Below are 8,190 nucleotides of genomic sequence, written 5' to 3'. Positions count from 1 at the left end.
TGCGGCTGCCAAGCCTACAGGGACGTACTTGCGGCGTCCCCGCACTCCGACACCGTCCCGCCAACCCACGGATAGCCCGCTTCTGACGTTGACGTTGATTCTGCAGGTGCAGGGCTGCAAGCCCTGCCGAACCCCTAGAACGGAGTCGCGGACTCGAACGCGAGCGGCTCGCCCGTCACTGGATGGGTGAACCGCAGGCTGCGCGCATGCAGATGCACACGCTGCGCCGGCGCGGCGTCATACAGCACATCGCCAACGATGGGATGGCCGAGACTGGCCATGTGCAGGCGCAGCTGATGGCTGCGGCCAGTGATCGGTTCCAACGCCACGCGGGTGCGCTGCGCTTCAACATCACGTGCCATTACGTGCCAACGTGTCAGCGCCGGTTTGCCGCGTTCGTGATCGATCATCTGCTTCGGCCGGTTCGACCAGTCCACGATCAACGGCAGGTCCACTTCGCCGGCATCGCCTTCAAGCAGCCCCTCCACGATCGCTTCGTAACGCTTGCCAACCTGGCGCTGCTCGAACTGCATCGACAACGCCACCTGCATGTCCTTGCCGCGCGCATGCAGCAGCAGGCCGGAGGTCACCTGGTCCAGGCGATGCACGGTCAATGCATCCGGGTACAGCGCCTGCAGGCGCGCGACCACGCAGTCCTGGTTCTCGGCGCTGCGGCCAGGCACGGACAGCAGGCCGGCCGGCTTCTCGGCCACCAGCAGCGCGTCGTCGATGTAATGCAGGTGGATCATCAGTTCCTGTATTCCTCAAACAGCAACGGGGAAGCCTGAGCTTCCCCGTTGCTGCGTACCGACCAACGGTCGGTACCTACCTTCTGGATCACGTACCGGCCAACGGCCGGCACCTACCTCGATGGAAGACGTACCGGCCGGAGCCGGTACCGCCTGCATCAGCCCAGCAGGTGGGCGACGCCGGCGCGCTCTTCTTCCAGCTCGGCCAGGGTCTTGTCGATGTACTTCTGGCTGAAGTCGTCGATCGGCAGATCCTTGACCAGGGTGTACTTGCCGTTCTCAGTGGTCACGGCGAAGCCGAAGATCACGCCTTCCGGAATGCCGTAGGAACCGTCGGACGGCACGCCCATGGTGACCCACTTGCCGTTGCTGCCCAGCACCCAGTCACGCACGTGGTCGATGGCTGCGTTGGCGGCCGAAGCAGCCGAGGACGAGCCACGGGCTTCGATGATCGCCGCGCCGCGCTTGCCGACGGTCGGGATGAAGGTGTTGGCGTTCCACTCCTGGTCGTTGATCGCATCGGCGATCGACGCACCATCAGCGGTGGCGAAACGGTAGTCCGGGTACATGGTCGGGCTGTGGTTGCCCCACACCACCAGCTTCTCCATGCCACCGACCGGCTTGCCGAGCTTGGTCGACAGCTGGCTCAGCGCGCGGTTGTGGTCCAGGCGCAGCATGGCGGTGAAGTTCTCCGGCTTCAGGTCCGGGGCCGACTTCATCGCGATGTAGGCGTTGGTGTTGGCCGGGTTACCGACCACCAGCACCTTCACGTCACGGCTGGCGACCTTGTTCAGCGCCGCGCCCTGGGCGGTGAAGATCTTGGCGTTTTCCAGCAGCAGGTCCTTGCGCTCCATGCCCGGGCCACGCGGACGTGCGCCAACCAGCAGGGCGATGTCGGCGTCCTTGAACGCGACTTCGGCGTCATCGGTGCCGACCATGCCGGCCAGCAGCGGGAAGGCGCAGTCTTCCAGCTCCATCATCACGCCCTTCAGGGCGGCCTGGGCCTTGTCGACCGGCAGTTCCAGCAGCTGCAGGATGACCGGCTGGTCCTTGCCCAGCATTTCGCCGGAGGCGATGCGGAACAGCAGGGCATAACCGATCTGGCCGGCGGCGCCGGTCACGGCAACACGAACGGGTGCTTTCATGGGGGTTTCCTCTTGCTTGCAAGCGTTTGATGGGACGCCGCGGGCGTGGCCACGCAGGCCTGGCGGGCGGCGGGGAACAGGGAAACGGCCACCCGAGGGTGGCCGTTTCGAAGGGGGATCAGGCGGCGAGGTGCTTGTTCCACTCCGCGACGCGCTCGGCCTGGGCGGCCAGCACGGCGTCGACGTCGCCTTCCAGGGTGATCGAATGGATCACGTCGCCCTGCTTGACCGAATCGACGATGGCCTGGCCTTCCAGGACCTTGCCGAAGACGGTGTGGCGGCCGTCCAGCCAGTCGGTCTTGATGTGGGTGATGAAGAACTGGCTGCCGTTGGTGTTCGGGCCGGCGTTGGCCATCGACAGCGAGCCGACCTCGTGCTTCACGCCATTCTTCTCGTCTTCGAACTTGTAGCCCGGGCCGCCGGTGCCACGACCCTGCGGGCAGCCGCCCTGGATCATGAAGTCGGCGATCACGCGGTGGAAGATCAGGCCGTCATAGAAACCGTGCTTGACCAGGTTCACGAAGTTGGCCACGGTCAGCGGCGCCTTGTCGGCGAACAGCTCGACCTTGATCGGGCCCTGGGTGGTGTCGAAAGTGGCGATGAGGGACATGAAGATCCTTGATGCAGAGGGGAACGCGTCTAGCCACCTAGTTTACACCTGCCTCGTGGCGGCGGCGGCTTCGACCATGGGCGCAGATCCGGGCTTCAGCCACGGGACGGGGTGCCCCGCGGTGCAGGCCAGGCGGCCTCGACCGGCGCCGCGGCCCCCCAGCTGAATGGGCCCCATGACGGGTGTGAAATCCACCTTTTCGCGAATCGTCAAGTTCGACGTATAATGTTGGACTTCTTTTTCCAAATCCGGCGCCGACTGGCCCCCTTTCGTATGTCCATCGAAAATCTTCGCAACATCGCCATCGTCGCCCACGTCGACCATGGCAAGACCACCCTGGTCGACCAGCTGCTGAAGCAGTCCGGCACCCTGTCCGAGCGTACCGTCCTCGCCGAGCGCGTGATGGACAGCAACGACCAGGAAAAGGAACGCGGCATCACCATCCTGGCCAAGAACACCGCCATCACCTGGGAAGACAAGAAGACCGGTATCAAGAACCGGATCAACATCGTCGACACCCCCGGCCACGCCGACTTCGGTGGTGAGGTCGAGCGCGTGCTGTCGATGGTCGACACGGTGCTGATCCTGGTCGATGCGATGGACGGCCCGATGCCGCAGACCCGCTTCGTGACCCAGAAGGCCTTCGCGATGGGCTTCAAGCCGATCGTCGTGGTCAACAAGGTCGACCGTCCGGGCGCCCGTCCGGAATGGGTGATCGACCAGGTCTTCGACCTGTTCGACAAGCTCGGCGCCACCAACGAGCAGCTGGACTTCCCGATCGTCTACGCCTCCGGCCTGAACGGCTACGCTGGCCTGGAAGACACCGTGCGCGACGGCGACATGACCCCGCTGTACGAAGCGATCATGCAGCACGCGCCGCGTCCGGAAGTGGACCCGGAAGGCCCGTTCCAGATGCGCATCAGCCAGCTGGACTACAACAACTTCGTGGGCGTGATCGGCATCGGCCGCATCCAGCGCGGCACCCTGAAGAAGAACATGCAGGTCGCGGTCATCGACCGTGAAGGCAAGAAGCGCAACGGCAAGGTGCTGCAGGTACTGGGCTTCATGGGCCTGGAGCGCATCGAGCAGGATACCGCCGAGGCCGGCGACATCGTGGCCATCTCCGGCATCCAGGAGCTGACCATCTCCGACACCATCTGCGCCCCGGATACCCCGGAAGCGCTGCCGGCGCTGACCGTCGACGAGCCGACCATCTCGATGACCTTCCAGGTCAACAACTCGCCGTTCGCCGGCAACAAGGACCTGTCCGGTGGCAAGTTCCTGACCAGCCGCCAGATCAAGGACCGCCTGGACCGTGAAAAGGTCCACAACGTGGCCCTGAAGGTCGAGCAGCTGGAAGACGCCGACAAGTTCCTGGTCTCCGGCCGTGGCGAACTGCACCTGTCGGTGCTGATCGAGAACATGCGTCGCGAAGGCTACGAGCTGGCCGTGTCGCGCCCGGAAGTGATCATCAAGGAAATCGACGGCCAGATGATGGAGCCGATCGAGCAGCTGGTGGTGGACATCGAAGAAATCCACCAGGGCGGCGTGATGGAAAAGCTGGGCACCCGCAAGGGCCAGCTGAAGAACATGGAATCGGACGGCAAGGGCCGCGTGCGCCTGGAATACTCGATCCCGGCCCGTGGCCTGATCGGTTTCCAGAACGAGTTCAAGACCCTGACCCAGGGTTCGGGCCTGCTGTTCCACGTGTTCGACCACTACGGCCCGAAGGAACAGGGCGCGATCGCCAAGCGCATCAACGGCGTGATGATCGCCAATGCGCCGGGCACCACGCCGGCCTACTCGCTGGGCCCGCTGCAGGAACGCGGCAAGCTGTTCGCTGCTGAAGGCGACAACGTGTATGAAGGTCAGCTGGTCGGCATCCACTCCAAGGACAACGACCTGACCGTCAACGCGATCAAGACCAAGCCGCTGACCAACATGCGCGCTTCGGGCAAGGACGATGCGATCCAGCTGACCCCGGCGATCAAGTACTCGCTGGAACAGGCCCTGGACTTCATCGAAGACGACGAGCTGGTCGAGATCACCCCGAAGGAGATCCGTCTGCGCAAGAAGTTCCTGACCGAAAGCGACCGCAAGAAGGCTTCGCGCGGCGGCTGAGCCAGCACCCCGTGAACCTGAGCGGCTACAACCCGGATCCACACCGGCATCCGGGTCTCCATGTCATCGCCCTGCTCGAAGCGAGCAAGGCGATGCTGGCGCTGTTGGCCGCCACCGGGCTGGAAGTGCTCGGACCGCAGCCGCTACGGCACGGCATCATGGCCCTGATCCGGCGTTTCAGCCTGGATCCGGACCATGGCACCCTGCCCTCGCTGCTGCACATGATCAGCCCCGACGCGGTCCACCTGGCCGCGGCGGGGATGATCGGCTACGGCCTGCTGCACCTGGTCGAAGCCTGGGGCCTGTGGCGGGCCAAGGCCTGGGCCTCCTGGCTGGGCTGCCTGACCGCCGCCCTGTACCTGCCTTTCGACATCTTCGCGATCATCCGCCACCCCGGCTGGCCGTCGTGGACGATCCTGGCGATCAACCTGATCGTGGTCTACGTGCTCGCCCGCGACCTGCGCAAGCGCCACCGCTGAGCACCGGCTACACTGGGGATTGGAGCCGACCAAGCCGCCCCATGCGCCCGTCCTTGCCGCCTCTGCTGACCTGCCTGCTCGCCGCGCTGCCGGCGCTGCTTTCGGCTGGCTGCAGCCCGGCCACGCCCAGCGCGCATGCGGCCGAACCTGCGAGCCGCAACGTGCCGTTCCCGTACGCCGAAACCGATGTTGCCGACCTGCAGGCGCGGATGACCGCCGGGGAACTGGACAGCACCACCCTGACCCAGGCCTACCTGCAGCGCATCGCCGCGCTGGACCGCACCGGGCCGCGCCTGCGCGCGGTGATCGAGCTCAACCCCGATGCCCTGAAGGAAGCCGCCGCGCGCGACCGCGAACGCCGTGACGGCCGCCTGCGCGGCCCGCTGCATGGCATTCCCCTGCTGTTGAAGGACAACATCAACGCCGCGCCGATGGCCACCAGTGCGGGTTCGCTGGCCCTGCAGGGCTTCCGTCCGGACGATGCCTACCTGGTGCGCCGGCTGCGCGACGCCGGTGCGGTGGTGCTGGGCAAGACCAACCTCAGCGAATGGGCCAACTTCCGCGGCAATGATTCGATCTCCGGCTGGAGCGCGCGTGGCGGCCAGACCCGCAACCCCTATCGCATCAGCCATTCGCCGTGTGGTTCCAGCAGCGGCAGCGCGGTGGCCGTGGCCGCCAACCTGGCCAGCGTGGCGATCGGCACCGAAACCGACGGCAGCATCGTCTGCCCGGCGGCGATCAACGGCGTGGTCGGCCTGAAGCCGACGGTCGGCCTGGTCAGCCGCGAGGGCATCATCCCGATTTCCTTCAGCCAGGACACTGCCGGGCCGATGGCACGCAGCGTCGCCGACGCTGCCGCCGTGCTGACCGCGATCGCCGGCCGCGACGATGCCGATCCGGCCACCGCGACCATGCCCGGCCGCGCGGTCTACGACTACACCGCGCGACTGGACCCGCAGGGCCTGCGCGGCAAGCGCATCGGCCTGCTGCAGACGCCCCTGCTGAAGTACCGTGGCATGCCGCCACTGATCGAACAGGCGGCAACCGAGCTGCGCCGCGCCGGCGCCGTGGTGGTGCCGGTGGAGCTGCCCAACCAGGGCGCCTGGGCCGAGGCCGAGCGCACACTGCTGCTGTACGAATTCAAGGCCGGGCTGGAGCGCTATTTCAGCACCCACCGCGCACCATTGCGCAGCCTGGCCGAACTGATCGCCTTCAACCAGGCGCACAGCAAGCAGGAACTGGGCCTGTTCGGCCAGGAGCTGCTGGTGGAGGCCGATGCCACCGCCGGCCTGGCCGACCCCGCCTATATCCGCGCCCGCAGCGATGCGCGCCGGCTGGCCGGCCCGGAAGGCATCGATGCTGCCCTCGCCGCCCACCAGCTCGATGCGCTGGTGGCGCCGACCACCGGCGTGGCATGGCCGATCCGCAGCGAAGGCGACGACTTCCCCGGTGAAAGCTACAGCGCCGCCGCCGTGGCCGGCTATCCCAGCCTCACCGTGCCGATGGGGCAGATCGATGGTCTGCCGGTGGGTCTGCTGTTCATGGGCACCGCCTGGAGCGAGCCGAAGCTGATCGAGATGGCCTACGCCTACGAACAGCGCACGCGCGCGCGGCGCCCACCGCACTTCGATACCGACGCACTGATCGACGCTGGCGAGCCGTGATCCGGTAGTGCCGGCCGCTGGCCGGCAGATCCGGAGTTGCCGGCCAGCGGCAGGCGCTACCGTCCGGGTTCCGCCTCCACCGGCACGATCGCCGCCTCACCATCTTCAGCACCCGGCGAACGCACATCCGCGGTGCGTGCACGTGGACCACGCGGCATATCCAGCTCATCCTCGTGTTGCAGCCGCGCACGCACCTGCGGCAGCGACTGCGGATGCTCGCGCGCGAGGAAATCGAGCATGCGCTCGCGCACCAGGCAACGCAGATCGAAGGCATCGCCCGAGCTGCGCGCGCTGACCAGCAGGCGCACCTGGATCGCACGCTCGCTGGTCTCGGTCACCTGGGTCACGCAGACCCGGCCATCCCACAACGCTTCGCCACGGCAGATGCGTTCCAGCTCAGCGCGGATCGCGGCAATCGGCGCACGGTAGTCCAACCACAGGAACGCGGTGCCGAGCAGATCGGCGCTGCGCCGCGTCCAGTTCTGGAACGGGTTTTCGATGAACCAGGTCAGCGGCACCACCATCCGTCGCTCATCCCAGATGCGCACCACCACATAGCTGCTGCCGATCTCCTCGATGCGGCCCCACTCGCCCTCGACGATCACCACGTCATCCAGCCGGATCGGCTGCGTCACCGCAATCTGCAGGCCAGCGATCAGGTTGCCGAACACCGGCTTGGCCGCGATACCCGCCACCAGGCCGATCAGGCCTGCCGATGCCAGCAGCGCGGTGCCGATCTTCTGCACCATCGGGAAGGTCAACAGCACCAGCGATGCGCCCAGCACGATGATGCCGCCCATCAGCACGCGGCTGAGCACCCGCGTCTGGGTCTGGATGCGGCGCGCTTCCAGATTGTCGGAGACATCGATGGGATGACTGCGCAGGATCGCGCGCTCGCCCGCCGCCACCGCGCGTACCAGCAACCAGATGAAGCACGCGGTCAGCGCGATGTGCAGCACATGCTGCAGGTTGCCCAGCACCGGATCCTGCAGTGGCGTGGCCTGTAATGCGGGAATCAACAACAGCAGCGGCCATGCGGTGGCCAGTGGCAACCCGAGCACGCGACCGATGCGTGCACGCCGGCGATCACGCCCTTTCAATCGATGGTAGATCCAGAGGATCAGCCACGCGCCGATGCCACCCACTACTGCTGCCAATCCCAACGGCCATGCGTAGGCCTGTGCGCTTTGCCAGTGCACCGTTGCCACCTCCACTCGAACAGCCAAGCGGACAGCCTCGCGCATGACGCATGAGTGTCACGTCAGCCGTTCGTAAGAAGGGTGTTGGTCGGCAGGGCTTGCAGCCCTGCACCTGCTGCGAGCCGAAGCAACAGCAACAGCAACAGCCGAAGCAGAAGCGGGTTTCCTGTGGGGTGGCGGGGCGGGTCCGGTTGCGGGGGACGCTGCAAGTACGTCCATGTAA

At 66.3% G+C, this 8,190-nt stretch carries 7 protein-coding genes; 3 read left to right on the top strand and 4 right to left on the bottom strand.

Features of this window, described 5'->3' with window-relative positions:
• Positions 1-134: 134 nt before the first annotated feature.
• From QRO95_RS24615 to QRO95_RS24605, 3 genes are all read right to left on the bottom strand, one after another.
• Entirely contained in the window at positions 135-749 is a 615-nt protein-coding gene (locus QRO95_RS24615; protein WP_285303670.1) for an RluA family pseudouridine synthase, read from the bottom strand.
• 158 nt (positions 750-907) lie between these two features.
• On the bottom strand, positions 908-1,894 hold the full coding sequence (locus tag QRO95_RS24610; RefSeq protein WP_004153634.1) for a malate dehydrogenase: 987 nt from the start codon (positions 1,892-1,894) through the stop codon (positions 908-910).
• Between the two features lie 118 nt (positions 1,895-2,012).
• On the bottom strand, positions 2,013-2,504 hold the full coding sequence (locus tag QRO95_RS24605; RefSeq protein ID WP_004153629.1) for a peptidylprolyl isomerase: 492 nt from the start codon (positions 2,502-2,504) through the stop codon (positions 2,013-2,015).
• 273 nt (positions 2,505-2,777) lie between these two features.
• On the opposite strand from QRO95_RS24605, the gene typA reads away from it, so the two are divergent.
• Genes typA through QRO95_RS24590 form a run of 3 tightly spaced genes read left to right on the top strand, consistent with a single transcriptional unit; the run spans position 2,778 to position 6,768 of the window.
• On the top strand, positions 2,778-4,625 hold the full coding sequence (gene typA / locus QRO95_RS24600; RefSeq protein ID WP_032129766.1) for a translational GTPase TypA: 1,848 nt from the start codon (positions 2,778-2,780) through the stop codon (positions 4,623-4,625).
• An 11-nt stretch (positions 4,626-4,636) separates the two neighbouring features.
• The gene (locus QRO95_RS24595; protein WP_049422416.1) at positions 4,637-5,104 is read left to right on the top strand and encodes a DUF2127 domain-containing protein; all 468 of its coding nucleotides are present in this window, start codon (positions 4,637-4,639) and stop codon (positions 5,102-5,104) included.
• Positions 5,105-5,145: 41 nt separating this feature from the next.
• Entirely contained in the window at positions 5,146-6,768 is a 1,623-nt protein-coding gene (locus tag QRO95_RS24590) for an amidase (protein ID WP_049401441.1), read from the top strand.
• Positions 6,769-6,824: 56 nt separating this feature from the next.
• Here QRO95_RS24590 and QRO95_RS24585 read toward each other — a convergent pair whose 3' ends face one another.
• Positions 6,825-8,012 (bottom strand): mechanosensitive ion channel family protein, encoded by a 1,188-nt coding sequence (locus QRO95_RS24585; RefSeq protein WP_343237347.1) that lies wholly within the window; start codon positions 8,010-8,012, stop codon positions 6,825-6,827.
• Positions 8,013-8,190 lie beyond the last annotated feature (178 nt).

The sequence above is a fragment of the Stenotrophomonas maltophilia group sp. Smal13 genome (assembly GCF_030236855.1).
GTDB classification, from domain to species: Bacteria; Pseudomonadota; Gammaproteobacteria; order Xanthomonadales; family Xanthomonadaceae; genus Stenotrophomonas; species Stenotrophomonas maltophilia_A.
The sequence above is the reverse complement of the archived record's forward strand: the minus strand, read 5'-3'. Positions and strand labels throughout refer to the sequence as shown.

Bases quoted from the DNA above. Each gene is read 5' to 3' on its own strand.
- QRO95_RS24615 (WP_285303670.1), bottom strand. From the start codon at position 749: ATGATCCACCTGCATTACATCGACGACGCGCTGCTGGTGGCCGAGAAG.
- QRO95_RS24610 (WP_004153634.1), bottom strand. From the start codon at position 1,894: ATGAAAGCACCCGTTCGTGTTGCCGTGACCGGCGCCGCCGGCCAGATC.
- QRO95_RS24605 (WP_004153629.1), bottom strand. From the start codon at position 2,504: ATGTCCCTCATCGCCACTTTCGACACCACCCAGGGCCCGATCAAGGTC.
- typA (WP_032129766.1), top strand. From the start codon at position 2,778: ATGTCCATCGAAAATCTTCGCAACATCGCCATCGTCGCCCACGTCGAC.
- QRO95_RS24590 (WP_049401441.1), top strand. From the start codon at position 5,146: ATGCGCCCGTCCTTGCCGCCTCTGCTGACCTGCCTGCTCGCCGCGCTG.
- QRO95_RS24585 (WP_343237347.1), bottom strand. From the start codon at position 8,012: ATGCGCGAGGCTGTCCGCTTGGCTGTTCGAGTGGAGGTGGCAACGGTG.